Annotated in this window: 27 protein-coding genes; 7 read left to right on the top strand and 20 right to left on the bottom strand. The window is 61.0% G+C overall.

All coding sequences use genetic code 11. The features are described from left to right. Window positions 1-132 precede the first annotated feature (132 nt). A complete protein-coding gene (locus OXH74_RS19665; RefSeq protein ID WP_375738461.1) occupies window positions 133-474 on the top strand; it encodes a DMT family protein in 342 nt (113 codons plus the stop codon). A gap of 12 nt (window positions 475-486) precedes the next feature. Here OXH74_RS19665 and OXH74_RS19660 read toward each other — a convergent pair whose 3' ends face one another. Continuing rightward, window positions 487-1,359 carry an NAD(P)-dependent oxidoreductase gene (locus tag OXH74_RS19660; protein ID WP_375738460.1) on the bottom strand — a complete coding sequence of 291 codons (873 nt, stop codon included), beginning with the start codon at window positions 1,357-1,359 and terminating at the stop codon, window positions 487-489. A 115-nt stretch (window positions 1,360-1,474) separates the two neighbouring features. Between OXH74_RS19660 and OXH74_RS19655 the strand changes: the two genes are divergently transcribed. Together OXH74_RS19655 and OXH74_RS19650 are read left to right on the top strand one after the other, a co-directional pair. Next, complete coding sequence (locus OXH74_RS19655) at window positions 1,475-2,029, top strand: exonuclease domain-containing protein (RefSeq protein ID WP_375738459.1); 555 nt, start codon at window positions 1,475-1,477, stop codon at window positions 2,027-2,029. Window positions 2,030-2,092: 63 nt separating this feature from the next. Continuing rightward, entirely contained in the window at window positions 2,093-2,374 is a 282-nt protein-coding gene (locus OXH74_RS19650; protein ID WP_375738458.1) for a pyrimidine/purine nucleoside phosphorylase, read from the top strand. A gap of 99 nt (window positions 2,375-2,473) precedes the next feature. On the opposite strand, the gene murB is transcribed toward OXH74_RS19650, so the two are convergent. The 8 genes from murB to OXH74_RS19610 all read right to left on the bottom strand — a co-directional run bounded on the left by murB (window position 2,474) and on the right by OXH74_RS19610 (window position 9,321). Continuing rightward, window positions 2,474-3,493: a UDP-N-acetylmuramate dehydrogenase gene (murB, locus tag OXH74_RS19645; protein ID WP_375738457.1), complete on the bottom strand. Its 1,020-nt coding sequence runs from the start codon at window positions 3,491-3,493 to the stop codon at window positions 2,474-2,476. After that, window positions 3,490-3,951, bottom strand: coding sequence for a low molecular weight protein-tyrosine-phosphatase (locus OXH74_RS19640; RefSeq protein WP_375738456.1), 462 nt, complete (start codon window positions 3,949-3,951; stop codon window positions 3,490-3,492). The genes murB and OXH74_RS19640 overlap by 4 nt, the downstream gene beginning before the upstream one ends. After that, window positions 3,951-4,715 carry a 3-deoxy-manno-octulosonate cytidylyltransferase gene (kdsB, locus tag OXH74_RS19635; RefSeq protein ID WP_375738455.1) on the bottom strand — a complete coding sequence of 255 codons (765 nt, stop codon included), beginning with the start codon at window positions 4,713-4,715 and terminating at the stop codon, window positions 3,951-3,953. The genes OXH74_RS19640 and kdsB overlap by 1 nt, the downstream gene beginning before the upstream one ends. Beyond that, the gene (locus tag OXH74_RS19630) at window positions 4,712-4,897 is read right to left on the bottom strand and encodes a Trm112 family protein (protein ID WP_215370287.1); all 186 of its coding nucleotides are present in this window, start codon (window positions 4,895-4,897) and stop codon (window positions 4,712-4,714) included. The genes kdsB and OXH74_RS19630 overlap by 4 nt, the downstream gene beginning before the upstream one ends. Window positions 4,898-4,937: 40 nt before the next feature. Further along, window positions 4,938-5,942 carry a tetraacyldisaccharide 4'-kinase gene (gene lpxK, locus OXH74_RS19625; protein ID WP_375738454.1) on the bottom strand — a complete coding sequence of 335 codons (1,005 nt, stop codon included), beginning with the start codon at window positions 5,940-5,942 and terminating at the stop codon, window positions 4,938-4,940. Next, a complete protein-coding gene (locus OXH74_RS19620; protein ID WP_375738453.1) occupies window positions 5,942-6,385 on the bottom strand; it encodes an ExbD/TolR family protein in 444 nt (147 codons plus the stop codon). Before OXH74_RS19620 ends, lpxK begins: the two co-directional genes overlap by 1 nt. Next, window positions 6,382-7,017 (bottom strand): MotA/TolQ/ExbB proton channel family protein, encoded by a 636-nt coding sequence (locus tag OXH74_RS19615; RefSeq protein ID WP_215370278.1) that lies wholly within the window; start codon window positions 7,015-7,017, stop codon window positions 6,382-6,384. The genes OXH74_RS19620 and OXH74_RS19615 overlap by 4 nt, the downstream gene beginning before the upstream one ends. A gap of 72 nt (window positions 7,018-7,089) precedes the next feature. Then, the gene (locus OXH74_RS19610; RefSeq protein WP_375738452.1) at window positions 7,090-9,321 is read right to left on the bottom strand and encodes a DNA internalization-related competence protein ComEC/Rec2; all 2,232 of its coding nucleotides are present in this window, start codon (window positions 9,319-9,321) and stop codon (window positions 7,090-7,092) included. A 163-nt stretch (window positions 9,322-9,484) separates the two neighbouring features. On the opposite strand from OXH74_RS19610, the gene OXH74_RS19605 reads away from it, so the two are divergent. After that, window positions 9,485-10,009, top strand: coding sequence for a DUF2062 domain-containing protein (locus OXH74_RS19605; protein ID WP_375738451.1), 525 nt, complete (start codon window positions 9,485-9,487; stop codon window positions 10,007-10,009). A gap of 60 nt (window positions 10,010-10,069) precedes the next feature. Here OXH74_RS19605 and OXH74_RS19600 read toward each other — a convergent pair whose 3' ends face one another. From OXH74_RS19600 to OXH74_RS19590, 3 genes are read right to left on the bottom strand one after another with little or no spacing between them, the layout of a single operon-like run. After that, on the bottom strand, window positions 10,070-11,314 hold the full coding sequence (locus tag OXH74_RS19600; protein ID WP_375738449.1) for a lipoprotein-releasing ABC transporter permease subunit: 1,245 nt from the start codon (window positions 11,312-11,314) through the stop codon (window positions 10,070-10,072). Window position 11,315: 1 nt separating this feature from the next. After that, complete coding sequence (lolD, locus tag OXH74_RS19595) at window positions 11,316-11,999, bottom strand: lipoprotein-releasing ABC transporter ATP-binding protein LolD (RefSeq protein ID WP_375738448.1); 684 nt, start codon at window positions 11,997-11,999, stop codon at window positions 11,316-11,318. Then, complete coding sequence (locus tag OXH74_RS19590) at window positions 11,992-13,242, bottom strand: lipoprotein-releasing ABC transporter permease subunit (RefSeq protein WP_375738447.1); 1,251 nt, start codon at window positions 13,240-13,242, stop codon at window positions 11,992-11,994. The genes lolD and OXH74_RS19590 overlap by 8 nt, the downstream gene beginning before the upstream one ends. Window positions 13,243-13,339: 97 nt before the next feature. Between OXH74_RS19590 and OXH74_RS19585 the strand changes: the two genes are divergently transcribed. Genes OXH74_RS19585 through OXH74_RS19575 form a run of 3 tightly spaced genes read left to right on the top strand, consistent with a single transcriptional unit; the run spans window position 13,340 to window position 14,946 of the window. Then, complete coding sequence (locus tag OXH74_RS19585) at window positions 13,340-13,924, top strand: PilZ domain-containing protein (RefSeq protein WP_375741651.1); 585 nt, start codon at window positions 13,340-13,342, stop codon at window positions 13,922-13,924. Between the two features lie 9 nt (window positions 13,925-13,933). Continuing rightward, the gene (locus tag OXH74_RS19580; protein ID WP_375738446.1) at window positions 13,934-14,227 is read left to right on the top strand and encodes a phosphodiesterase; all 294 of its coding nucleotides are present in this window, start codon (window positions 13,934-13,936) and stop codon (window positions 14,225-14,227) included. After that, window positions 14,224-14,946: a glycerophosphodiester phosphodiesterase gene (locus OXH74_RS19575; RefSeq protein WP_375738445.1), complete on the top strand. Its 723-nt coding sequence runs from the start codon at window positions 14,224-14,226 to the stop codon at window positions 14,944-14,946. The genes OXH74_RS19580 and OXH74_RS19575 overlap by 4 nt, the downstream gene beginning before the upstream one ends. Window positions 14,947-14,988: 42 nt before the next feature. On the opposite strand, the gene sthA is transcribed toward OXH74_RS19575, so the two are convergent. From sthA to OXH74_RS19535, 8 genes are all read right to left on the bottom strand, one after another. After that, complete coding sequence (gene sthA, locus OXH74_RS19570; protein WP_375738444.1) at window positions 14,989-16,383, bottom strand: Si-specific NAD(P)(+) transhydrogenase; 1,395 nt, start codon at window positions 16,381-16,383, stop codon at window positions 14,989-14,991. Window positions 16,384-16,501: 118 nt separating this feature from the next. Next, complete coding sequence (gene nqrM / locus OXH74_RS19565; protein WP_215370252.1) at window positions 16,502-16,729, bottom strand: (Na+)-NQR maturation NqrM; 228 nt, start codon at window positions 16,727-16,729, stop codon at window positions 16,502-16,504. A 1-nt stretch (window position 16,730) separates the two neighbouring features. Further along, window positions 16,731-17,702: an FAD:protein FMN transferase gene (locus OXH74_RS19560; RefSeq protein ID WP_375741650.1), complete on the bottom strand. Its 972-nt coding sequence runs from the start codon at window positions 17,700-17,702 to the stop codon at window positions 16,731-16,733. 28 nt (window positions 17,703-17,730) lie between these two features. After that, window positions 17,731-18,957 (bottom strand): NADH:ubiquinone reductase (Na(+)-transporting) subunit F, encoded by a 1,227-nt coding sequence (gene nqrF / locus OXH74_RS19555; RefSeq protein ID WP_375738443.1) that lies wholly within the window; start codon window positions 18,955-18,957, stop codon window positions 17,731-17,733. Window positions 18,958-18,966: 9 nt separating this feature from the next. Further along, a complete protein-coding gene (gene nqrE / locus OXH74_RS19550) occupies window positions 18,967-19,575 on the bottom strand; it encodes an NADH:ubiquinone reductase (Na(+)-transporting) subunit E (RefSeq protein WP_375738442.1) in 609 nt (202 codons plus the stop codon). Further along, window positions 19,575-20,249, bottom strand: coding sequence for an NADH:ubiquinone reductase (Na(+)-transporting) subunit D (locus OXH74_RS19545; RefSeq protein ID WP_375738441.1), 675 nt, complete (start codon window positions 20,247-20,249; stop codon window positions 19,575-19,577). The genes nqrE and OXH74_RS19545 overlap by 1 nt, the downstream gene beginning before the upstream one ends. Further along, on the bottom strand, window positions 20,246-21,034 hold the full coding sequence (locus OXH74_RS19540) for a Na(+)-translocating NADH-quinone reductase subunit C (RefSeq protein ID WP_375738440.1): 789 nt from the start codon (window positions 21,032-21,034) through the stop codon (window positions 20,246-20,248). Before OXH74_RS19540 ends, OXH74_RS19545 begins: the two co-directional genes overlap by 4 nt. Further along, window positions 21,027-22,238 carry an NADH:ubiquinone reductase (Na(+)-transporting) subunit B gene (locus tag OXH74_RS19535; protein WP_215370236.1) on the bottom strand — a complete coding sequence of 404 codons (1,212 nt, stop codon included), beginning with the start codon at window positions 22,236-22,238 and terminating at the stop codon, window positions 21,027-21,029. The genes OXH74_RS19540 and OXH74_RS19535 overlap by 8 nt, the downstream gene beginning before the upstream one ends. Window positions 22,239-22,241: the final 3 nt, after the last annotated feature.

The following is a 22,241-nucleotide window of genomic DNA, read 5'->3' as shown; positions in this document are numbered from 1 at the left end:
GCCGCAATTACAGCTCCCAACCCCACCATCGCCAAACAAACGACAATCCGCCAATAACGCATCGAGGGCCCCTTCTCACTCGCGCCTACAGCCAGTAGCCTATTGCGCCCTGATTTCGCGGAACCTCCCCACATGCCGGTATGGATACAGACCGCAGCCCTGCTCACACTGTCCAATATCTTCATGACCTTTGCCTGGTACGGTCACCTTAAAACACTCAACACCAAGCCTTGGGTGATTGCCGCATTGATCAGCTGGGGCATCGCCCTGTTCGAGTACATGATCATGGTTCCGGCCAACCGTATCGGTTACACCGAGATGCAGGTTGGCCAGTTGAAGATCATGCAGGAAGTGATCACCCTTGCCGTGTTCGTACCCTTCAGCGTCCTTTACCTGCAGCAGCCACTCAAGCTCGACTATCTGTGGGCAGGACTTTGCATGCTAGGCGCGGTTTACTTCATATTCCGCGCCTGAGACAGGCACCAATTAACGAGGAGTCTTGAGCCGGGCAATCAGGCTGGACGTATCCCAGCGCCCTCCCCCCATGGCCTGGACTTCGGCATAGAACTGATCAATCAGCGCAGTAACCGGCAGTTGCGCTCCATTGCGCTCGGCCTCCGTCAGGACGATGGAAAGGTCTTTACGCATCCAGTCCACGGCAAAACCAAAGTCGAACGCCCCTTCAAGCATGGTCTGGTGCCGATGCTCCAGCTGCCACGACTGGGCTGCTCCTTTGCTGATCACCGCCATCGCACCATGGGCATCCAGCCCCGCGCACTGTGCGAAGTGCAAGGCTTCGGCCAGGCCCTGCAGCAGGCCGCCGACGCATATCTGGTTGACCATCTTGGTCAACTGGCCGCTACCGACCGGCCCCATGAGGCGAACCATCTTCGCGTAACTTTCGAGCACCGGCGCCGCACGATCGTAGAAAACCTGTTCGCCGCCGACCATCACTGACAGCATTCCGCTCTCGGCACCAGCCTGGCCCCCAGAAACCGGCGCATCGAGGAAACCGAGCTCGCGCTCTGCCGCCAGCACAGCCAACTCGCGCGCGACGTCAGCCGATGCAGTGGTGTGATCGACGAGGATGGCGCCGGGCGACATGCCCGCAAATGCACCATCCGCGCCTAATACCACTGCACGGAGATCATCGTCATTGCCTACGCACACCATGACGAGGTCAGCCCCCTGCGCGGCTTCTCGCGGCGTCGGGAATGAATCACCGCCAAACTCATCGCACCATAACTCGGCCTTGGCCGGAGAGCGGTTGAAAACGCGCACCGAATGCCCTTCGCAGGCCAGATGACCGGCCATGTGAAATCCCATCACGCCCAGTCCGATAAACGCTACATCAGCCATCGCTCACCTCCATCGTCGATCTGCTTGAAGCCTAACACGTGGTTTGCGACGCCGCGAAAGCGCTTCCATACTCGCCTCAAGCCGGCAATAGCGCCGCACTGTCAAGGAGACCCGCATGCCGCACTGGCTGGTTATTGACCTGGAAGCCACAACAGAGGAAGGGGGATGGCCCCTTGAGGAGATGGAGATCATCGAAATCGGTGCCACCCTGGTGGCAGCCGACGGACATGAGCTTGACCACTTCCAGCGCTTTGTCCGACCGCAACGGCGCCCCTGCCTGACCCAGTTCTGTCGTGCGCTTACGCACATATCCCAAGCTGATGTGGACAGCGCCGCTCCCCTGCCCCAGGTCTGGCCGACGTTCGAGCGCTGGCTCGGCAAGCACCGTTCCCGCCTGGCAGGTTGGGCCAGCTGGGGCGACTATGACCGCAAGCAACTGGAGCAGGACTGGCGCCGCCACGGACTCAACAGCCTGCTGGCCGGGGCCCCTCACTTGAACCTCAAGCAGCGCTTCGCCGAGGCCCGCCAGTTGAAGCGCGCAGTAGGGTTGAATACCGCGTTGCAGCTTGCCGGCCTGAACTTCCAGGGCCAACAGCACCGAGCCCTCGAAGACGCACGTAATACCGCACGACTGCTGCCGCTAGTCCTTCCAGCCCATCGACAGGGCTAGTGACGCTGGGAACCGCGTTGGGCATACTGTCGGCCCATTTCAGCCCCTATCCAGGATCCCCGCATGTTCAAGGTAAACGAGTACTTCGACGGCACCGTTAAATCCATCGCCTTCGGCATGAACGACGGCCCGGCCACCATCGGCGTCATGGCTGCCGGCGAATATGAATTCGGTACCAGCCAACTGGAAGTAATGCACGTCATCGCTGGCGCCCTGACCGTCAGACTGCCAGGCAGCGACAGCTGGGAAACCTTCGCTGCCGGCAGCCAGTTCACCGTTCCGGCGAACAGCAAGTTCCAGCTCAAGGTTGCCCAGGATACTGCGTACCTGTGCGAATACCGCTGAGTTGCGCTGATCGATAAATAACCGGCCTTCAGGCCGGTTATTTTGTGGGTAGACGCCCAGTAGAAGACTGCTGGCGTAGGCAGGCAGCGACAGGCCTGGTCAGATCACATTCGGCTCCATCTCAAGCTCCACGCCAAAACGTACGGCAATGTCAGTCTGGATGCGCTGCGCCAGCGCATGCAACTGAGGTCCGGTGGCAGCTCCATAGTTGACCAGCACCAAGGCCTGCAAGCGATGAACGCCCGCATCGCCTTCGCGGAAGCCTTTCCAGCCCGCCCGCTCGATCAACCAACCCGCTGCCAGCTTTACCTGCCCGTTTGCCTGCGGATAGGCGACCAGATCGGCACACTCCGCACGAAGGCGCTGCGCCAGCTCAGCGCTGACCAAGGGGTTCTTGAAGAAACTCCCGGCGTTACCCAACTGCGCAGGATCCGGCAGCTTCTCACTGCGGATCGCACAGATGGCACGACTGACATCGCGTGGCGCCGGTGCGTCGACACCTTCAGCCTGAAGCCACTGCCGCACAGGGCCATAATCCAGATGCAATTCCGGTACACGACTGAGCCTGAAACGAACCCGCAAGATCAGCCAGCGGCTGGCTTCGCGCTTAAATAGACTGTCACGATAGGCGAACTCGCATTCCTCGAGATCAAAATCGCGGATCTCACCGCTCTCCCGGTCCAGGGCCGACAGACCGGCGAAAACATCCTTCAGCTCGACACCATAGGCCCCAATGTTCTGCATCGGGGCAGCACCAACAGTGCCAGGAATAAGACTGAGGTTTTCCAACCCCCCCAATCCCTCATCAAGACTCCAGAGCACGAAGGGATGCCAGGCTTCCCCCGCTTCGGCTTCCACCGTCACACTGATACCGTCGTCAGCAAGGATCCGGATCCCCCGACTGGCCATGCGCAGCACTAGTGCATCCACGTCTCGGGTCAACAGCAAGTTGCTGCCACCGCCGATGACCAACAGCGGCAGGCTGCGATTGGCAGCCACCTGAAGCGCCTGACGCACCTCGGCTTCGTTATGAGCTTCAGTGAAAAGACGTGCGGTGACATCGACTCCGAAGGTATTGAAAGGTTTGAGAGAAACGTTCTCGCGCAGATTCAAGCTCACAAGCGCCCCTTGATTTCATCGATCAGCGCATCGCAAGCCTGCTCGATCAGGTCCAGCACCGTCTCGAAGCCATCCTCTCCGCCGTAGTAGGGGTCGGGCACTTCATCCAGGGCAAGCTCATAGCGCTGCAGAAGAAGGTCAAGCTCGGCGCCCGCCCCAGGACGAAGCCGCTGCAGGTTGGTCAGGTTGCTCTTGTCCATGGCGAGAATCAGGTCGAAGCGACCGAAGTCAGCAGCCTCCACCTGACGAGCGCGCAGTTGCGACAAGTCATAGCCACGGCGCTGGGCCGCGACACGGGTACGGGCATCAGGCGCCTTGCCGACGTGCCAATCCCCGGTGCCGGCCGAGTCGACTTGCACCTGCTCAGCAAGGCCAGCTTCCCACAGCTTGTGGCGCAGGACGCCCTCAGCAGTCGGGGAGCGACAGATATTGCCCAGGCAAACGAAAAGAACCTTCATCAGGCACCTAGCAGGCGCCGGACGCGCTCAAGGTCTTCCGGGGTGTCGACACCTGCCGGCGGTGCATCAAGGGCATCAGCTACGTGGATGCGCACGCCATGCCAGAGCGCGCGCAGCTGCTCCAGAGACTCGGTGTTTTCCAGCCAGCACGGTCCCCAGGCCACGAAGTCATGAAGAAACCCAACCCGATAGGCGTATATGCCGATATGGCGCCGATACGGGACATCATCCGGGAGTTGGTCAGGATTCGCGGCAAAGGCATCCCGAGCCCATGGCAGAGGGGCGCGGCTGAAGGTCAGCGCCAGGCCATTCAGGTCGGTAGCGACTTTCACCACATTGGGATTGAACAGCGCTTGCGCCTCATGGATTGGCTCAGCCAGGGTCGCAATGCCCGCTTCAGGATGCGCAGCCAGGTTTGCCGCAACCTGGTCGATGATTGCAGGAGGGATCAAGGGCTCGTCGCCCTGCACATTGACCACGATCGCATCGTTGGTGAGGCCCAGCTGCGTGGCAACCTCGGCCAGACGGTCAGTGCCGGAATTATGATCGGCCCGAGTCAACAGCACTTCAGCGCCGAATGTCTGGCAAGCGTCGACAATACGCGCATCGTCAGTGGCCACCACCACGCGCTGTGCCCCGCTGCGACGAGCCTGCTCCCAGACGTGCTGGATCATCGGCTTGCCAGCAATGTCCTGCAGCGGCTTGCCCGGCAGGCGAGTGGAGGCGAAACGAGCAGGGATGACGACGGTGAAAGCCTGGCTCATTTATCCAGCCGCTCGTCAACGCTGAGGGGACGGGCCTCACCTTCCAACATCACTGGGATGCCATCGCGTACAGGAAAGGCCAGGGCATCAGCCTTGCAGATCAGCTCGCTCTTGTCGTCGGCCAATTTCAACGGGCCCTTGCACAGGGGACAGGCGAGGATGTCGAGCAGTTTCGGGTCCATGGGGAATTCCTTGAGTCGGCAGCCGCAGGGCTACCTGGAGTTAGAAGCGGTTCGGCAGCAAGCGGGCCAGTTGCACGTCGAACCAGGCGGCGAAGGCCTCCGAGGGTACGGCGTCGACCGCCAAGTACCACCAGTCGGCAGCAGCAAAGGCCCGGCACTTCACCGCATCCTTTTCCGTCATCAGCAGCGGCAAATGCGGCGTGAAATTCAGCTCTGCAGAGCTATAGACAGCATGATCAGCAAAGGCATGCGGAATCGGGCGCCAGTTTAACGCCTCCAGGGTCTTGAAGAAACGCTGCGGATTGCCGATACCGGCGACTGCGTGTACCGCCTGCTCTGGCAAAAAGTGCCCCAACCCGACGCGGTCCCCGGAGCGAACATTGACCAACGCAGTAGGCCGCAATTGCATTCCATAGCCATCATTGCTGTCAGAGGCGGCTCCATTGCACAACACAGCATCAACGCTTTGCAAACGCTCGGCGGGCTCGCGCAATGGGCCAGCTGGAAGACAGCGCCGGTTACCAAGGCCACGAGCGGCATCGACCAGTACCAGCTCCAAGTCACGCGCAAGACGGTAGTGCTGCAGTCCGTCGTCACTGAGAATGAGGTCCAACTCGTCGCCTTCCAGTAGCGCACGTACTGCACGCGACCGGTCCGGATCGATCACCAGAGGCACGCCGCTGCGCTGGACGATCAGCAATGGCTCATCGCCCACCTGCTCAGCCCCCTGCTCTGCGGTGACTCGCCAGGGAAGTTGTGGCGGCTTGGCACCATAGCCGCGACTGACCACGCCGACCCGCAACCCACGGGCACGGCAGTGTTCGATCAGCCAGAGAATCAGGGGCGTCTTTCCGGTACCGCCAACTGTGATGTTGCCGACGACGACCAAGGGAACTGGTGGACGATAGGTATCGGCCTGCCCCGCGAGGAAAGCAGCACGCTTGCGTTCCGCCACTCGGCGATAAAGTGACTCGAGCGGGCCCAGCAGGGCGAGAGCGGGATGCCCTTTGTACCAGGCATCCAGCAGGCGATTGGAGAAAGCCATCAGGGCTTGGCCGCATCCGCCTCGACAGTCGTCATCCGCAGGTGGCTGAAGCCCAGCTTGCCGGCGGCGTCCATCGCGGTGACAACCGATTGGTGGGTGGTGCGTGCGTCTGCCGAGATGACCAGGGGCAGGCTGTTGTCGCCCCCGGATTCGCGGCCCAAGGCGCTGATAAGGGTCGCCAGGTCGCTCTTCACCAGGACCTGGCCGTTGAGCGAATATTGACCATCGGCGGCAATACTCAGCTCGAGCGTCTTGAGTTCGGTTTCCTGCGGCGGCGTACCGCTGACCGCCTCGGGCAACTCGATCTTCAACTGACTGGGCTTGCTGAAGGTCGTGGTCACCACGAAGAACAGCAGCAGCACGAAGATCACGTCGATCAGCGAAGTCAGGTTGAGGAAGACCTCTTCTCGGGCAACGTTGCCCGCCCGGCGGCGGAACTTCACGCTTTGGTTTCCTCTGCGAAATCCACTTCACGGTCGCCCTGTACGACTTCCACCAGCTTGATCGCTTCCTGCTCCATGGCCACCACCAGTTCATCGACCCGACGCAGCAGATAGCGGTGGAAGAACACCGCAGGAATCGCAACGATGAGGCCTGCAGCAGTTGTCACCAGAGCCTTGGCAATACCGCCCGCCAGGATGGGGGCATTCGCCATGCCGTTTTCCATGAAGCCACTGAAAATCTCGATCATGCCGAACACTGTGCCCAGGAGGCCCAGCAGCGGAGCCATGGCGGCGATGGTCCCCAGAGCGTTGAGATAGCGTTCCAGTTCATGGATGACTCGGCTGGCCGCCTCTTCAATGCACTCTTTCATGATTTCGCGGCCATGCTTGGAGTTAGCCAGCCCCGCAGCCAGCACCTCGCCAAGCGGGGACGATGCCCGCAACTCCTTGAGCCTTTGGACATTCAGTTGTTTGTCCTTGATCTGACGCCAGACCTGCCCGAGCAGGTGAGGTGGAGATACACGGCTTATACGCAATGTCCATAGACGCTCAGCGATGATGGCGGTGGCGGCGATGGAACACAGAATAATCGGCAGCATCATCCAGCCGCCGGCTTTGACCAGCTCCCACACGGTAGGAAATCCCCTTCGGAAAATTGGCGCCACTCTAGCATAGGGGCAAGCCCTCGCCGACCGCTGCTGTTCTCATTTTTCCCTCCAGAACACGGGCTTGTCGCGATAGGCTTCTGCCTCGACATAGTGGCCAAGCCGGATAAGAAGTGCCCCACGCTCTGCCGTATCCAGGATAGCGGCCGGCAGACCCATGATGCGTGAAACCACCAGCGGGTGCGGATGCCCATAAGGATTATGCGCCCCACGTGAAATCAGCACGCGCTCCGGGGCTACGGCCCGCAGAAGTATTGGTGAGGATGATGTCCGACTACCGTGATGGCCAGCCACCAGCCAACGCGCTCGCAGGTATTGGGTACCGGCGACCCAGGCAGCCTCACCACGCGCACCGAGATCACCGCTCAAGAGCATGCGCTCGCCCCTGGCCTCGACGCTGAGTACGCAGGACTTGTCGTTACTGTCCTGGGCGCCAGGCCATTGCCAGGTTGCGAACCTGACCCCATCCCAACTCCATTCGTCACCCGCCTTGCAGCCACTCGCCGCGAGCTCTGCTGGCAGGCGATCAGGTTCGCCGCTGACCACCCCTTCGACAGCCAGCCCTCGCTGCACAGCCGAGGCGCCGCCGGCATGGTCCGAGTCCGCGTGGCTTAGCAGCATCAGGTCGAGACGATCCACGCCCAACCCTCTCAGTACCGGCACGACGATTCGCTCACCAAGATCGAAGTCTCCCCTTCGTGGTCCTGCATCGTAGAGCAGCGCATGTTCGCGAGTCCGCACGAGGACCGAGAGCCCCTGACCCACATCGAGTAGCCAGATGTCCGCATGCCCCACCAACGGACGTGGAGATGGGGGGAACAGAGCTGGCAGCAAGAGCATCGCACCGAGAGCCCGCAGGGGAATACCGGCAGGCAGGAGCAGGAGAATCACCCCCAAGGCGCCCAACGCCCATCCCCACAGCGATACCGCCTCAGGTATCCAAGCAGGCCATTGCCCGGCAATCCAGGCCAGAAGAATGAACAACCAGTCCAAAGCTCCGCCCGCCAACCACAAAAGACCCTCGCCAATGACGGGCACAGGCAACGACAAGGTCCCGAGCAAGCCCAGCGGAAGCACAATAAGACTGACCCACGGCACAGCCACCAGGTTCGCCAGAGGCCCGCTGATACTGATCGGAAGGGCCAGCGCCACCATCAGGGGTGCCAACCCCAGCGCCATGGTCCACTGCGCGCGCCACCACGCCTGCCACCATATCCATGCGCCTAGACGCCCACCGAATACCAACAGGAGCAGTGCAACGGCACCAAACGACAGCCAGAATCCTGGCTGCAGGACCACCAGGGGGTCAGTCAGCAGCACCAGGCACAACGCCAACAACAGCGGCGTGACGATGCCCAGGTGACGAAAGCGCAAGCGCCACAGCAATACCACCGCGATCATCACGCAAGCCCGTCGGACGGGCACATCGAACCCTGCAAGAAACCCGTATCCCAATGCTCCTGCGAACGCAGCAGCGCAGGCCGCCGGTAGCCACGGCACGCGACCAGGCCAAAACCCAAACCGCGCGAGCAACGCGACGAACCCATAAAGCACGCTTGCCAGCAGTGTAATGTGCTGCCCAGAGATCACCATCAGGTGGGTCGTGCCGGTATCCTGCAAGATGCGCCAGTCCTTCGAATCCAGCCCCGAACCGTCCCCCATAACCAGCGCGGCAAGCCCACCCTGGCGCCCATGGGCGTCGACCTGTAGAAGACGCTGACGCAACTGGTCGCGCCAAGCGGCAGGTCCTTCCGCTGGCTCGAGGCGCTCCCCGGCTTTCACAGAGCCCGTACCGCCGATATGCCGACCCAGAAGCCAGGCTTCGTAATCGAAGGTCGCCGGATTGACCAACCCCCTAGGCTGCTTGAGGGTAACGGCGAGGCGCCAGCGGTCGCCGGCGTGGATTTCCGGCCCACCGTGCCACGCCAACCGCAAACGGCCAGGTAGGCGAGCGCGACGCGAGGTCAGATCCGTCAGCTCGAATCGGGCCACACCATCATTGCGCTGAGGCAGACCAACCACCCGTCCTTCAAGCCAGCGCGTCTGCCCATCAAGCCCGGGCTCCAGTCGGTCGTCGAGCGCCCATTGGGCTGCCAGGCTCGCCCAGGACAATCCGACAAGAAAAAAACCCAGTCGCCAGCCTCTTCCTGCTAGCAGCAGCACACCGAGCAGGAGTTGCGGCCACAACCACCAGACAGGTGGGAGCATTGGCAGCGCCCGCAACAGGAGGAGGCCTGCTGCAAACGCAGCCAGCCCTGAATGCAACGACATATACCCCCCTTCCCTGGGATTGGCAGTCCGGAGATCGGCCTGCGTTGTCGGCTTTTGCTGGGGAAGCGACGACCCACCACATTAATCCGCCGACACAAACTGAACCGGCAGTGTCACTTCTTTGTGTGCATAATACCGGCGCTTCAATCGCCAGAGAGTCCCCATGCCGCGTCGTATCTTCAAGCGCTACATGCCCCACCCGGACACCATCAGGGAACACAAGTCCCTGCGCTTTCTCGGCTCGCTCATCCACGACCCCAATCTCTGGCACCTCAACCGTCACTCGGTCGCGCGCGCGATGGCCATGGGCCTGTTCGCTGCCTTCATCCCCATTCCGATGCAGATGCTCCTCGCCGCAGGCCTGGCCATTATGGTCCGCGCCAACCTGCCGATCTCGGTGGGCCTGGTCTGGCTGACCAACCCGATCACCATGCCGCCCGTGTTCTACTGCACCTACAAGCTCGGCGCCTGGCTGATGCAAGTACCGCCACGTGCGCTGCCCGATGAACTGACCTGGAACTGGATCACTCAGGAGCTCAGCAGCCTCTGGCAACCTTTCCTGCTTGGCTCGGTAGTCTGCGGCGTGCTGACAGGCATCCTGGGCTATGTGCTGACGATGCTCTACTGGCGCTGGTGGGTGGCCCATAGCTGGCGCAAACGCCAGAAAGCCCGCCGGAAAAGTCGCTGAAACGAAAAACGCCGCATCAGTGCGGCGTTTTTTGTTTAGCGGGCAAGAACCTCAGCGCCATCACTCGTAGCGCAACGCCTCAGCCGGTTGAGTCTGGGCCGCGCGCCATGCCGGGTAAAGCGTGGCGAGGAAGCTCAGCGACAGCGCAGCGGCACAGATCAATAGCACATCCCCGACCTGCAACTCGGACGGCAGATAGCTTACGAAGTAGACATCCGAGCTGAAGATTTGCCGACCGCTTGCACGCTCCAGAGCGGCAATCCACTGACTCACGTTAAGCGCGGTGATTGTCCCGAGCGCGGTGCCGATCAGCGTACCAACCGTGCCAATCACCGAACCCTGCACCATGAAGATCGCCATGATCTGCCGTGGCGTGGCGCCCAGCGTCCGCAAGATCGCAATGTCGGCACGCTTGTCGGCCACCACCATGATCAGGGTAGCGATGATGTTGAACGCCGCCACGGCCACGATCAGCAGCAGGAGCAGACCGATCATGGTCTTTTCCATCTTCATTGCGCTGAAAAGGCTGCCCTGGGTGTGAGTCCAGTCATCGGTGCGGTAGCCCTGTCCGAGTTCGGCCACGATCTGCCGCGAAACTTCGGGCGCCATGAACAGATCCTTCAGGGCAATTCGGACGCCTTGCACCTGGCCGTCCTTCAGACGCTGGATCGCCGAGGCATCGACAACGTTGACCAGCGCCAGCGAGCCGTCCAGTTCTGCGCCCACCTTGAATACGCCAACGACGGTCAAGCGCTGCATGCGTGGCGTTATACCTCCAGGCGCGCTGCTTACCTCAGGAACGATCAGCGTCAGCTTGTCGCCAACATTGAGACGAAAGCGACGTGCCGAGATTTCGCCGATGACGACGCCGAACTCGCCGGGCACCAGCGCGTCCAGATCGCCCTGGACCATGTGTTTTCCAATGATGGAAACCTTGGACTCTTCACGCGGATCGATACCGTTGATCTGCACCGGCTGCATCATGCCCTTGTAGGAGAGCATCCCCTCCAACTCGGCGAAAGGCACTGCGCCGACCACCTCGGGATGCTTCATCGCACTGTCAGCAACCTTGCGCCAGTCGTCCAGAGGCTGCTCGGCGCTCAACGTGGCGTGAGGAACCATGCCCAGGATGCGCGAGCGCATTTCCTTCTGGAAGCCGTTCATGACCGAGAGCACCACGATCATGGCCAGCACGCCCAAGGCCAGGCCGATCATTGAGGTCAGCGAAATGAACGAGATGAAATGGTTGCGACGCTTGGCGCGCGTATAGCGGGCGCCAATGAATATCGACAGGGGTCTGAACATCTCAGGCAGCCACCAAACGTCCGTCTTCCAGGCGCAGTACCCTATCCATCTGGTGGGCCAACTGCAGGTCGTGAGTCACGATCAGGAAGGCTGTTTTCAGGGAGCGGCTCAGCTCCAGCATCAGCTCCTGAATACCGTGGGCTGTGTGCTGGTCCAGGTTACCCGTAGGCTCATCGAGCAGCACAAGGGCCGGCTGGTTGACCAGCGCCCGGGCGATTGCCACGCGCTGACGTTCACCACCCGACAATTCTGCCGGCTTGTGCGACAAGCGATGGCCCAGTCCTACCCGCTCCAGCAGCGCAGTAGCCCGTCGACGGGCCTCGGCGATCGGTGTGCGGCCAATCAGCAAGGGCATGCAGGCGTTCTCAAGAGCCGTGAACTCCGGCAGCAGGTGATGGAACTGATAGACGAACCCCAGCGCACGGTTCCGCAACAGGCCACGGGCGGTCTCGCTGAGGGCGGAAAGCTCCTCACCCGCCAACCAGACGCTGCCTTTACTGGGTGTATCCAGACCACCCAGCATATTCAGCAAGGTACTCTTGCCAGAACCGGAACTGCCGACGATGGCCACTCGCTCGCCTGGATGCAGTTCCAACTCGACACCTGACAGCACGACAACGGACTGCGGGCCCTCCTCGTAGCTCTTGCCGAGGTTGCGGCAACTCAGGACAGCCTTATCACTCATAACGCAAAGCCTCCGCAGGCTGGGTGCGCGAAGCACGCCAGGCAGGATAAAGGGTGGCAAGGAAACTCAGGATCAGCGCAGCCGAGCAGACCAGCACCACATCCTCGACCATTAGCTGCGACGGCAGATAGTCGATGAAATAGACATCGGCATTGAGGAACCTGAGCCCCAGCAGCCGCTCGAGCCAGCCGATGGCATCGCTCACCTTGAGTGCAGCGAGGATCCCAAGCAGGCCTCCAATCAATGTGCCGACCACCCCGATGACCGTGCCCTGAACCATGAAGATGCCCATGATCTGGCGCGGTGTCGCACCAAGGGTACGCAGGATGGCAATGTCACCGCGCTTGTCAGTCACCACCATCACCAGGGTGGAAATGATGTTGAACGCAGCCACCGCGACGATGAGAAGCAGAAGCAGGCCGATCATGGCCTTCTCCATCTTGATCGCCTGATAGAGGTTACCGTGGGAGCGCGTCCAGTCACGAGCATAGAAGTCCTCGCCCTTCAACTCGCCGGCAATCTGCCACGCCAGTTGTGGCGCCTTGAACAGGTCGTCGAGCTTGAGCCGCAGACCTTGCACCTGGTGGGGCTGCCAACGTTTCAGGCGGGCAACGTCAGCAATGTTTGCAAGGGCCAGGTAGCCATCGAGCTCACCGGCCCCGACATGGAAGATGCCAACCACGGTGAAACGCTTCATACGCGGAAACACGCCTGCTGGCGTTACCGCGACCTCGGGCAGGACGAAGGTGACTTTGTCGCCGATACGGACGCCAAGCTTGGTCGCGGCCCGGTCGCCGATCACCATCCCGAACTCACCTGGGGCGAGGCTTGCAAGGCTCCCCTCCCGAAAGAAGTCCTCGATGATCGAGACCTTGGCCTCTTCCTGTGGGTCCACTGCGTTGACCAGCACTTTCTGCACTTTGCCGTCGGCGGTCAGCAGCCCCTGAACCTGCGTGTAAGGTGCTACGCCTTTGACCTCCGGATGCCGCACCACCCCCTCGGCCAGCTTGCGCCAGTCATCGATGGGAACGGCCGACTCCACTGTGGCATGGGGCACCATGCCCAATACGCGAGTGCGCATCTCATGGTCGAAACCATTCATGACCGACAACACCAGGATCATCACGAGGACGCCCAAGGCCAACCCAATCATCGAAGTGAGAGAAATGAAGGAGACGAAATAATTGCGACGCTTGGCGCGTGTGTAGCGTGCGCCTATATACAGAGACAGCGGTCTGAACATGGAAATGAAGTTCGCTGGCGAAAGAAGGGACGTCCTTGTGGCGGGGCTCGGCAAGCAGCGTTTACACTCAGACCACCACTGCTGCCATGGGTTCGCCATGTCGACACGAGACGCGGAAGACCGTCGCGAATACTACCGCATCGAAGATACGATCGCACTGGAAATCAGCCCTTTGAAATCTGGCGAAACCAGTGTGGATGGCGATCAGGAGGATGCCTCCCAGCTTTTCAGCCTCCTCAGCGAATTGCACCTGATGGATTTCGAGTCACAGCACCTGCTGCGGCATATTCATGAACGAGATCGCCCACTGGCAAGCTACCTGAAGGTCATCAACAAGCGTATCGACCTGATTGGACAGGCCCTTGCCCGAAGCCTGTTGCGCGATATCGGCCCGGCCCGTCAGGTGACGTTATCGGAAGCCGGCATCAACTTCAGCAATCGAACACCCTTCGAACCTGGCACCCGCCTCGCAGTGAAGATGGTTCTGATGCCGCAGGCGCTCGGTTTACAGCTGCGTGCCATAGTCGTACATAGCCAAGCCCAGGGGGAAGACGAGTTCGAGATTGGCGCGGAGTTCGAAGCACTGACCGATGCCCAGCGCCAATTGCTGGCCAAGCATATCCTGCAGAGGCAAGCGTCGGAGCGTCGCCAGGCCCGCCAACGCCCGTCCACATCCGACTGAGGCCACCGTATGTTGCACGCCGCCCTGCTGCTTGGCCTTGTGCTCGCCCTGCCCACGAGCGCCGAAACCCTCGAAGTACCGCTCGGGCAACAAGGTGACGCGACTCTGCCCCTGCCTTTACGCGGCCAAACCCAAGACGCCGTGCTCAAGCGCTTTGGCCCTCCGAATGAACGGCGACCGGCTGTCGGCAACCCGTCTATCAGTCGCTTGGACTATCGCGAGTTCTCGGTCTATTTCGAAAGCGGGCGAGTGATCGACAGCGTCCGCCACCACCAACCCAGAGCACCAAGGGAATACAAGTGACCCTGATCTACGGCCATCGAGGCGCCAAGGGCGAATGCCCGGAAAATACCCTGGCCAGTTTCCAGCAATGCCTGTCCCATGGCGTGCAACGCTGCGAACTGGACCTGCACCTGTCCCGCGACGGCGAGCTGATGGTAATTCACGACCCGACGCTAAAACGAACCACTGGACGCCGCGGCAAAGTGGCGGAACACGACGCCAACGAACTGGTGACCTACGACGCTCGAATGAGCGGACCGCATTGGCCAAAGCCCTGCCCTATTCCCCGGCTTGCCGAACTATTCGAACTTTGCGACTTCGAGCACTGGCAACTGGAGGTGAAAAGCGCATCTCGGGTCCGCGCGGCACGCACAGTCCTGGCAATCCAGGAACTGGCCGAACGGTACGACGTGATGGACAAAGTCACGGTGACCTCCAGCTCCCGCGAAGTGCTGCGGGCACTGAACCGACTGACGCCCAGGCTTTCACGCGGGCTGGTGGCCGAATATGCCTGGCTCGATCCCCTGAAGGTCGCCAAGCATCACGGCTGCAACCTGCTCGCCCTGAACTGGACGCTGTGCACCCCGGAGCGACTCTTGCGCGCCCAGAAGGAAGGCTTGCACGTGTCGGTATGGACGGTCAACGAACCGGCACTGATGCGCCGGCTCGCTGACTTCGGCGCGGACAGCCTGATTACAGACTTTCCCGGTTTGGCCAGCGCCACCCTTGGGAATTGCTGAACGGATCTACCCCGACCGGTTCAGGCCACCGGTCGGAGCCGCTCAAAAAAGCCGGTTCAGGCCGTCGAACGCAGCTACCCGATAGGCCTCCGCCATGGTCGGGTAGTTGAAGGTGGTATTGACGAAGTACTTGATGGTATTCGCCTCGCCATTCTGGTTCATGATCGCCTGACCGATATGCACGATCTCCGAGGCCTGGTAGCCAAAGCAGTGCACACCCAGAACCTCCAGTGTCTCGCGGTGGAAGAGGATTTTCAGCATGCCGACCGGTTCTACTGCGATCTGCGCCCGCGCCATTCCCTTGAAGAATGCCTTGCCCACTTCATAGGGAATCTTGGCCTGGGTCAGTTCCCTCTCGTTCTTGCCGATGGAGCTGATCTCCGGGATGGTGTAAATGCCGGTCGGCACATCATCCACGAAACGCCAGCTGTCATTGTCGACGATATTGCCGGCAGCCGAGCGGCCCTGGTCATAGGCGGCGCTCGCCAGGCTCGGCCAGCCAATCACATCGCCCGCTGCGTAAATGTTCGAGATGGAGGTGCGGTAGTTCTGGTCGACTTCGATTTGGCCACGGCTATTGACCTTGATGCCAATGTTTTCCAGACCCAGCTTGTCGGTGTTACCGGTACGGCCGTTGCACCAGAGCAAGGCGTCGGCCTTGATCTTCTTACCGGATTTCAGGTGCAGGATCACGCCGTTGTCCAGTCCCTCGATGCGCTCGTACTCCTCGTTGTGGCGAATCAGTACGTTGTTATTGCGCAAGTGGTAGCTAAGCGCGTCTGAAATCTCGTCGTCGAGGAAGCTGAGCAGCTGATCGCGGTTGTCGATCAGGTCCACCAGCACCCCCAGGCCACTGAAGATGGAAGCGTATTCGCTGCCAATTACACCGGCTCCGTAGATGATCAGGCGGCGCGGCGTATGGCTCAGGTTGAGGATGGTGTCGCTGTCGTAAACCCGCGGGTGACTGAAGTCGACATCGTCCGGACGATACGGACGAGAACCGGTGGCGATGATGATCTGCTTGGCCACCAGGCGCTCCACAACGCCGTTCTGGCAGACCACTTCGATGGTCTGCTCGTCGGCGAAGCTGCCGGTACCGAAGAAGGTGTCGATACGGTTGCGCGCGTAGTAACCGGTGCGCGATGCGACTTGCTTCGCGATTACCTTCTCTGCACTTTTCAGCACGTCAGGGAAGGAGAACCAACGCGGCTCACCAATCTGGCGGAACATCGGGTTGGTGTTGAACTGCATGATCTGCCGCACCGAGTGACGCAGCGCCTTTGACGGGATAGTGCCCAGGTGGGTGCAGTTGCCACCGACCTCGCGGCGGCTATCGACCACTGCCACCTTGCACCCGGCCTTGGCGGCATTCATCGCCGCACCTTCCCCCGCCGGACCGGAACCCAGCACCACTACGTCGTAGTTGTAGACAGCCATGCTTACTCCTCATAACGGGCCGGGGCGCCCATTGGCGCCCCCGGCAAGACTGCGGAACCCATCACCGCAGCATTTCAGAACTGGCGTGCAGCTTAACCAAGTCAGTTGGCGCTGCACATTAGCGCTTGGTCGCGTCGTAGGCGAGCTTTGCGTCCACTACATCACCGCCGCGCTGCACTTCCTCGCACTTTTGTCGATTGCCGCCACAGATCGAGCATTCCTTCTCGATGCCGAGGTTGGCGATGCCGCCGCACGAGCCGGCGATAGGCTTGCGTCCCATGATCACTCCAACGGCCATGCCCAGCACCACCAACAGCATGATCACGAACACCAGTAACCAGGTCATCTCAATCCTCCTTCGCAGCGAATAGCTGCTCGAACCGACTGCTGCCTCGGCTCACGAAACCCTCGCCTTTGCGAACCACGAAGAACGCGGCGATCCCACGTGCTTCGGCATAAGCACCGCCGGCCTCTGGCCCTAGGACCATCAGCAGCGTGGACAACCCATCAGCCTGCAGAGCCGACTCATCCACCACCGTCACCGAGGCGAGGTTGTGGGTGATGGGCGCACCGGTCCTGGGGTTCAGGGTATGCGAGTAACGCTTGCCGTTCTCTTCAAAATAGTTGCGGTAGTCGCCGGACGTCGAAACGGCGAGCCCGTCCAGGCTGATAATTTTCTGCGCCACCTGGCGATCATCCTGCGGGGCTTCGATCGCGACGCGCCAAGGCGACCCATCTGGCTTGCGACCAACCGCCTTCAGTTCGCCGGTAATCTCTACCAGAAAACTGGTAGCGCCCAATCCGGTCAGCCGCGCACTGACTCGATCTACCGCATAGCCAGCCGCGATACTGTTGAAATCGAGCTGCACAGCCGCATCCTTGCACAGTTCCTGGCCACGGATGGATAGATGCTGATGACCAACATCTGCACGCACCCGGGCGACGGCTTCGGCGCTCGGCACATGCCCACCCCGCCCCTTGGGTCCAAAGCCCCAGAGATTGAGCAGGGGTTCAAGTGTCATGTCGAAGGCGCCATCGCTGTCTCTGGACAAAGCAGACGCGAACCCCACCAACTCCAGCATCGGGGCAGGCAAGGCCATGCAACTGCCAGCAGGCAATGCGTTGAAACGCTCGACATCGGAGTCGGCCCGGTAGGTGGACATCTGCCGGTCGACTTCGCCGAGAATCGCTTCCACCTCGCCGCGAGCCTGCTCCACCGAAGGAGCGGACGCACTTCGCACATACTTCACCGAGTAGGTGCTGCCCATGGTCGGGCCACCGAACTCCTCGACTCGCTCACTGCAACCTGCCAGCAGCATGCTGGCCGACAGCAGCAATGACAGCGCTTTAGCCACCGAAATCGTCCAGCAGGATGTTCTCACGCTCCACGCCCAGGTCGGTGAGCATCTTGATCACCGCGGCATTCATCATCGGCGGGCCGCACATGTAGAACTCGCAATCCTCAGGGGCCGGGTGGTCCTTGAGGTAGTTCTCGTATAGCACGTTGTGGATGAAGCCCTTGAGCCCCGTCCAGTTGTCTTCCGGCTGCGGATCGGACAGCGCCAGGTGCCATTCGAAGTTCGGGTTTTCCGCCTGGAGCTGATCGTACTCTTCGGTATAGAAGGCTTCGCGCAGGGAGCGCGCGCCGTACCAGAAGCTGATCTTGCGCTTGGACTTGAGGCGCTTGAGTTGATCGAAGATGTGCGAACGCATCGGCGCCATACCCGCACCACCGCCAACGAAGATCATCTCGGCATCGGTGTCCTTGGCAAAGAACTCGCCGAACGGCCCGTACACCGTGACCTTGTCACCTGGCTTGAGGTTGAACACCCAGGACGACATCTGCCCAGGCGGCAGGTGGTCCTTGCCTGGCGGTGGTGAGGCGATGCGGATGTTGAATTTGACGATGCCCTTCTCGTCCGGGTAGTTGGCCATCGAGTAGGCGCGAATCACCGTCTCATCGACCTTGGACACATACTTCCACTGGTTGAACTTGTCCCAATCGCCCCGGTACTCAGGCTGGATGTCGAAGTCCTTGTAATTGACCACGTGGGGCGGGCACTCGAGCTGCACGTAACCGCCAGCGCGGAAGTCGACGCTCTCACCTTCTGGCAGGCGCAAGGTCAGCTCCTTGATGAAGGTGGCGACATTGGGGTTGGACTCCACCATGCACTCCCACTTCTTGACGCCGAAGACTTCTTCCGGCACCTCGATCTGCATGTCTTGCTTGACCGGGGTCTGGCAGGAGAGTCGCCAGCCCTCCTTCGCCTGGCGCCGGGTAAAATGCGACTCCTCGGTGGGCAGCATCTCGCCCCCCCCGCTCTCGACGATGCACTTGCACTGGGCGCAGGTGCCGCCGCCACCACAGGCGGACGAGAGGAAGATGTTCTGTGCCGCCAGGGTCTGCAGCAGCTTGCCGCCTGCAGGGACGGTGATGGTCTTCTCGCCGTTGATGACAATGTTCACGTCACCGCTGGAAACCAGCTTGGCTCGTGCGGCGAGGATGATCACCACCAGCCCCAGGACGATGGCGGTGAACATGCCAATTGCCAGGAAAATTTCAAAGCTCAGCATGTCCTCTCCTTACAACTGGACGCCCGAGAAGGACATGAAGCCCAACGACATCAGACCGATGGTGATGAAGGTGATACCCAGGCCCTGCAGGCCTTCCGGCACATCGCTGTACTTGAGCTTTTCGCGGATACCCGCCAGCAGCGCGATGGCCAGCGCCCAGGAAAAGCCTGAGCCGACGCCATAGACCACGCTCTCGCCGAGGTTGTAGTCGCGCTCCACCATGAACAGCGAGCCGGCCATGATGGCGCAGTTCACCGTGATCAGCGGCAGGAACACGCCGAGGGCGTTGTAGAGCGACGGCACATACTTGTCGAGCAGCATCTCGAGGATCTGCACGATAGCCGCGATCACACCGATGTAGCTGAGCAGGCCGAGGAAGCTCAGGTCGACGTCCGGTAGGCCGGCCCAAGCCAGCGCGCCGTCCTTGAGCAACAAGGTGTACAAAAGGTTGTTGGCCGGGACGGTAATGGCCTGCACCACGATCACCGCGACCCCCAGGCCGATGGCGGTTTCCACCTTCTTGGAGATGGCGATGAAGGTGCACATGCCGAGGAAGAAGGCCAGCGCCATGTTCTCAACGAACACGGCCTTCACGAACAGGCTGACGTAGTGCTCCATCAGTAGGCCTCCTTGTTGGATACCTGCGGGGCAATCTTGAAGGCCGGGGCCTCTTTCTGTTCGGTCTTCCAGCTACGCAGCGCCCAGATGATCAAGCCGATCAGGAAGAAGGCCGAGGGCGGCAGCAGCAGGAGCCCGTTGGGTTGATACCAGCCACCATCGTTGATCACTGGCAGCACTTCGAAGCCCAGCAGCTTCCCGGCGCCGAATAGCTCACGAATGATGCCCAGGACGATCAGCATGGCACTGTAGCCCAGGCCGTTGCCAAGGCCGTCGAAGAACGACAGCACCGGTGGGTTAGCCATGGCGAAGGCTTCGGCACGCCCCATCACGATGCAGTTGGTGATGATCAGGCCGACGAATACCGACAGCTGTTTGGACAGGCTGAAGGCATAGGCCTTCAACACCTGATCGACCACGATCACCAAGGAGGCGATGATCACCATCTGCACGATCATGCGGATCGAACTGGGGATCTGGCTGCGGATCATCGAGATGAACAGGTTGGAGAAGCCGGTGACCAAGGTCAGCGCGGCAGACATCACCAGCGCGGTCTTGAGATTGGAGGTCACCGCCAGCGCCGAGCAGATCCCGAGGATCTGCAGACCGATGGGGTTGTTGTGCAGGATCGGGTCCAGCAGGACCTGACGGATAGTAGGTTGCGCCATGTTCATGCCCCCCCTTTGTTGAGGTTGGCCAGGAGGGGGCCGAAGCCGTTCTCGCCCAGCCAGAAATGCAGCAGGTTATTCACGCCTTTGCTGGTCAGAGTGGCGCCGGCCAGACCGTCGACCTGGTGCTTCGCGCTGGCCGACTGCGGATCGACGCTACCTTTGATGATCTCGATGGCGAGTTGACCCTGTTCGTCGAACAGGTTCTTGCCGTTCCACAGTGCCTTCCACTTCGGGTTGTCAACCTCACCGCCCAAACCGGGTGTTTCGCCATGCTGGTAGAAGCCCAGGCCAACCACGGTGCTCAGATCACCCTTGAGCGCCATGAAGCCATAGAGGGTCGACCAAAGGCCGTAGCCCCGCACCGGCAGGATCAAGGTGTCCAATTTACCGTCGGTCTCCACGAGATAGACGGTGCTCAGGCGCTCGCGACGCTTGATCGAGGCGATGTCCTGCGCACCGGAAAGCGCGTCGGAGAGCTTGGGGTCCTTTGCGGCCTTGAGCGAGTCATAGCCGGCAGCCTGGACGTCATCGCTGAACTTGCCACTGGCCAGGTCGACGACCTTGGCCGTGATGCGGTTGGCGTAGAGCTCCTGGATCTCCCCGGCCGACATATCCGGCTGCGCAAGCCCGGCGATGGTCAGGATGCTGCGCTGCTTGTCCAGCTCACGGTTCTCGACCTGCACCGGCTTTAGCGCCACGGCCGCGCCGGCGACGAAAATCGAGCACACCAGGCAGACCACGAGGGCCACCAGCAGCGTGCGGACGGTGGATTCTTTCTGACTAGACATTGCGTGCCAGCCTCCGCTTGATGTTGGCCTGAACGACGAAGTGGTCGATCAGCGGAGCGAACAGGTTGGCGAACAGGATCGCCAGCATCATGCCTTCCGGGAAAGCCGGGTTGACGACGCGGATCAGTACGACCATCACACCGATCAGTGCGCCGAACAGCCACTTGCCGGTGTTGGTCATGGACGCCGAAACCGGGTCAGTGGCCATGAACATCATGCCGAACGCAAAACCACCCAGCACCAGATGCCAATGCCACGGCATGGCGAACATCGGGTTGGTGGCCGAACCGATGGCGTTGAACAGGTAACTCATGGCGATCATGCCCAGCATCACGCCGGCCACGATGCGCCAGGCGGCGATGCGAGTCAGGAGCAGCACTCCACCACCGATCAAGATGGCCAGGGTGCTGGTTTCACCAATGGAGCCATGGATGGTGCCGAGGAAGGCATCCATCCAGGTGATGCCGTGACCGAGGATATTCTCGACGCCACCAGCCGCGCCTAGGCTCAGCGAAGTGGCGCCTGCGAAGCCATCAACCGCGGTCCACACGGCATCGCCAGATATCTGCGCCGGGTAGGCAAAAAACAGGAAAGCGCGACCCGCGAGGGCCGGGTTGAGGAAATTCTTGCCAGTGCCGCCAAAGACTTCCTTGCCCAGCACGACGCCGAAGCTGATGCCTAACGCCACCTGCCAGAGTGGGATGCTCGGCGGAAGCGTGAGGGCGAACAGCACCGAGGTAACGAAGAAGCCTTCGTTCACTTCATGGCGCCGAATAGAGGCGAAGAGCACCTCCCAGAAGCCGCCGACGATGAACGTCACCGCGTAGATCGGCAGAAACCAGGCAGCACCCTGGACGAAGTTGTCCCAAATGCTGTTGGGATCGAACCCCGCCAGCGCGCCGGTCAAGGCAATACGCCAACCCTCCTGGGCCGCCAGCAGATCAGGACTCTGGTCGAAGACCAGGTTGGCCTGATAGCCGACGTTCCACATGCCGAAGAACATCGCCGGAAAGGTGCACAGCCAGACGGTGATCATCATCCGCTTGAGGTCGATGCCGTCGCGCACATGAGCGGTCGTCCGGGTCACGCTGCCCGGGCGGTAGAAGAATGTGTCGATCGCTTCATAGAGGGCGTACCACTTTTCATAGCGGCCGCCCTGGTCGAAGTTGTGTTCGATCTTGTCGAGGAATTTCCGCAGGCTCATGGG

The organism is Metapseudomonas boanensis (assembly GCF_042232855.1).
Taxonomy (GTDB): Bacteria; Pseudomonadota; Gammaproteobacteria; order Pseudomonadales; family Pseudomonadaceae; genus Metapseudomonas; species Metapseudomonas boanensis.
Note: the sequence above shows the minus strand (reverse complement) of the source record. Positions and strands in the feature narration are given on the sequence as shown.

Bases quoted from the DNA above. Each gene is read 5' to 3' on its own strand.
- OXH74_RS19665 (WP_375738461.1), top strand. From the start codon at position 133: ATGCCGGTATGGATACAGACCGCAGCCCTGCTCACACTGTCCAATATC.
- OXH74_RS19660 (WP_375738460.1), bottom strand. From the start codon at position 1,359: ATGGCTGATGTAGCGTTTATCGGACTGGGCGTGATGGGATTTCACATG.
- OXH74_RS19655 (WP_375738459.1), top strand. From the start codon at position 1,475: ATGCCGCACTGGCTGGTTATTGACCTGGAAGCCACAACAGAGGAAGGG.
- OXH74_RS19650 (WP_375738458.1), top strand. From the start codon at position 2,093: ATGTTCAAGGTAAACGAGTACTTCGACGGCACCGTTAAATCCATCGCC.
- OXH74_RS19640 (WP_375738456.1), bottom strand. From the start codon at position 3,951: ATGAAGGTTCTTTTCGTTTGCCTGGGCAATATCTGTCGCTCCCCGACT.
- kdsB (WP_375738455.1), bottom strand. From the start codon at position 4,715: ATGAGCCAGGCTTTCACCGTCGTCATCCCTGCTCGTTTCGCCTCCACT.
- OXH74_RS19630 (WP_215370287.1), bottom strand. From the start codon at position 4,897: ATGGACCCGAAACTGCTCGACATCCTCGCCTGTCCCCTGTGCAAGGGC.
- lpxK (WP_375738454.1), bottom strand. From the start codon at position 5,942: ATGGCTTTCTCCAATCGCCTGCTGGATGCCTGGTACAAAGGGCATCCC.
- OXH74_RS19610 (WP_375738452.1), bottom strand. From the start codon at position 9,321: ATGTCGTTGCATTCAGGGCTGGCTGCGTTTGCAGCAGGCCTCCTCCTG.
- OXH74_RS19605 (WP_375738451.1), top strand. From the start codon at position 9,485: ATGCCGCGTCGTATCTTCAAGCGCTACATGCCCCACCCGGACACCATC.
- OXH74_RS19600 (WP_375738449.1), bottom strand. From the start codon at position 11,314: ATGTTCAGACCCCTGTCGATATTCATTGGCGCCCGCTATACGCGCGCC.
- lolD (WP_375738448.1), bottom strand. From the start codon at position 11,999: ATGAGTGATAAGGCTGTCCTGAGTTGCCGCAACCTCGGCAAGAGCTAC.
- OXH74_RS19590 (WP_375738447.1), bottom strand. From the start codon at position 13,242: ATGTTCAGACCGCTGTCTCTGTATATAGGCGCACGCTACACACGCGCC.
- OXH74_RS19585 (WP_375741651.1), top strand. From the start codon at position 13,340: ATGTCGACACGAGACGCGGAAGACCGTCGCGAATACTACCGCATCGAA.
- OXH74_RS19580 (WP_375738446.1), top strand. From the start codon at position 13,934: ATGTTGCACGCCGCCCTGCTGCTTGGCCTTGTGCTCGCCCTGCCCACG.
- sthA (WP_375738444.1), bottom strand. From the start codon at position 16,383: ATGGCTGTCTACAACTACGACGTAGTGGTGCTGGGTTCCGGTCCGGCG.
- nqrM (WP_215370252.1), bottom strand. From the start codon at position 16,729: ATGACCTGGTTACTGGTGTTCGTGATCATGCTGTTGGTGGTGCTGGGC.
- OXH74_RS19560 (WP_375741650.1), bottom strand. From the start codon at position 17,702: ATGCTGCTGGCAGGTTGCAGTGAGCGAGTCGAGGAGTTCGGTGGCCCG.
- nqrF (WP_375738443.1), bottom strand. From the start codon at position 18,957: ATGCTGAGCTTTGAAATTTTCCTGGCAATTGGCATGTTCACCGCCATC.
- nqrE (WP_375738442.1), bottom strand. From the start codon at position 19,575: ATGGAGCACTACGTCAGCCTGTTCGTGAAGGCCGTGTTCGTTGAGAAC.
- OXH74_RS19545 (WP_375738441.1), bottom strand. From the start codon at position 20,249: ATGAACATGGCGCAACCTACTATCCGTCAGGTCCTGCTGGACCCGATC.
- OXH74_RS19540 (WP_375738440.1), bottom strand. From the start codon at position 21,034: ATGTCTAGTCAGAAAGAATCCACCGTCCGCACGCTGCTGGTGGCCCTC.
- OXH74_RS19535 (WP_215370236.1), bottom strand. From the start codon at position 22,238: ATGAGCCTGCGGAAATTCCTCGACAAGATCGAACACAACTTCGACCAG.